Origin of the sequence: Streptomyces fuscigenes (genome assembly GCF_021556455.1) — a bacterium.
In the GTDB taxonomy this organism is placed as follows: Bacteria; Actinomycetota; Actinomycetes; order Streptomycetales; family Streptomycetaceae; genus Streptomyces; species Streptomyces fuscigenes.
Map to the genome: position 1 here is coordinate 1 of NZ_JAKGCV010000647.1, position 2,297 is coordinate 2,297.

Sequence of the window (2,297 nt, forward strand, 5' to 3'; positions counted from 1 at the left end):
GCGGAGGCCGCGCGGGCCGAGGCGGCAGCGAGCACGCCGCAGGCCCCGCCGCTCGACGACGGCGACCGCGCCCGCCTGCTGCACGGGGAGCACCACGACCCGCACGGGCTGCTCGGGGCGCACCCGGTGCCGGTCGGCGTGCTGTTTCGCGCGCTGCGCCCGTACGCGCGCGAGGTCACGGTCGTCGCGGAAGGCGTCACGGCGGAGCTGAACGACGACGGCGACGGGCTGTTCTCGGGCGTGCTGCCGCTCGCGCAGGTGCCGCCGTACACGCTGCGCGTGCGCTACGGCTCCGCTCCCGGCGAGGACGTCGTCGAGGTGCGCGACCCCTACGCCTTCCTGCCGGCGCTCGGCGAGCTGGACCTGCACCTGATCGGCGAGGGCCGGCACGAGCAGCTGTGGACGGCGCTCGGCTCGCGGGTCATGGAGCACGGCGGCGTCACGGGCACCCGCTTCGCGGTGTGGGCCCCCAACGCGCGGGGCGTGCGCGTCGCCGGCACGTTCAACCACTGGGACGGGACGGCGCTGCCGATGCGCTCGCTCGGCTCCAGCGGCGTGTGGGAGCTGTTCGTGCCGGACGTCGGCGAGGGCGACGCCTACAAGTACGACATCTGCACGCCGGAGGGCCACCACTCGCAGCGCGCGGACCCGATGGCGCGGCAGACGGAGGTGCCGCCCGCGACCGCGTCCGTCGTGACGGTCTCCCGCCACGAGTGGCGCGACGAGCAGTGGCTCGCGCACCGCACCGACCGCCCCGTGCACGCGGCGCCGTTCTCCGTCTACGAGGTGCACCTGGCGTCCTGGCGGCCCGGCCTGACGTATCGTCAGCTCGCGGAGCAACTGCCCGCTTACGTCAAGGAGCTGGGCTTCACGCACGTGGAGCTGATGCCGATCGCCGAGCACCCCTTCGGCGGCTCCTGGGGCTACCAGGTCACGGGCTTCTACGCGCCGACGTCGCGGATGGGCTCGCCCGACGACTTCAAGTTCCTGGTCGACGCGTTGCACCGGGCGGGCATCGGCGTCGTCGTCGACTGGGTGCCCGCGCACTTCCCCAAGGACGACTGGGCGCTCGCGCACTTCGACGGCCGCCCGCTGTACGAACCCGGCGACTCGCGGAAGGCCGAGCACCCCGACTGGGGCACGCTGACCTTCGACTACGGGCGCACCGAGGTCCGCAACTTCCTGGTCGCGAACGCGGTGTACTGGTGCGAGGAGTTCCACATCGACGGCCTGCGCGTGGACGCGGTCGCCTCGATGCTCTACCTCGACTACTCGCGCGAGGACGGGCAGTGGGCGCCCAACGAGCACGGCGGCCGGGAGAACCTGGACGCGGTGCGCTTCCTCCAGGAGATGAACGCCACGGTCTACCGGCGCTGCCCGGGCGTCGTGACGATCGCCGAGGAGTCCACCGCCTGGGACGGCGTCACCCGCGCCACGCACCATGTGGGCCCGGGCGGCTTCGGCGGCCTCGGCTTCGGGCTGAAGTGGAACATGGGCTGGATGCACGACTCGCTGGAGTACATGGCCAAGGAGCCCGTGCACCGCAAGTACCACCACAACGACATGACGTTCTCGATGGTGTACGCCTACAGCGAGAACTACGTCCTGCCGATCTCGCACGACGAGGTGGTGCACGGCAAGCGCTCCCTCGTCTCGAAGATGCCCGGCGACTGGTGGCAGCAGCGCGCCGACCACCGTGCGTACCTGGGCTTCATGTGGGCCCATCCGGGCAAGCAACTGCTGTTCATGGGCCAGGAGTTCGCTCAGGGAGCCGAGTGGTCCGAGAGCCACGGGCCGGACTGGTGGCTCGTCGATCCCGCCTACCCGGCGGCCGACGACCACCGGGGCGTGCGCGAGCTGGTGGCGCGGCTGAACGCCGTGTACCGCGAGACGCCGGCCCTGTGGGAGCGCGACACCGAGCCGGAGGGCTTCAGCTGGGTCGAGGGCGGCGCGGCCGAGGACAACGTCTTCGCCTTCCTGCGCTTCAGCCGCTCGGGCGAGCCGCTGCTCGCGGTCTCGAACTTCTCGCCGGTGGTGCGCGAGGGCTACCGACTCGGCGTGCCCGACGGCCACGCCGGGTGGACCGAGGTCCTCAACACGGACGAGGCCCGCTTCGGCGGCAGCGACGTGCGCACGAAGGACGTGCTGGAGGCCGAGCCGGTGGCCGCGCAGGGCCGCGCGCTGAGCGTGTGCCCGACGCTGCCGCCGCTGTCGACGGTGTGGTTCCGGCCCGTGTGACGCACGGGCGGCACCCGCCGCGGGCGGCGGGCCGGCCGGTGCGGCGGGCCCGGGAGCGG

General features: G+C 73.0%; 1 protein-coding gene. It reads left to right on the top strand.

Annotated elements, in window-relative coordinates; genetic code table 11:
- Positions 1–2,238 (top strand): 1,4-alpha-glucan branching enzyme (glgB, locus tag L1885_RS27340; RefSeq protein WP_235799832.1); only part of this gene is annotated, 2,238 nt, incomplete at its 5' end.
- Positions 2,239–2,297 lie beyond the last annotated feature (59 nt).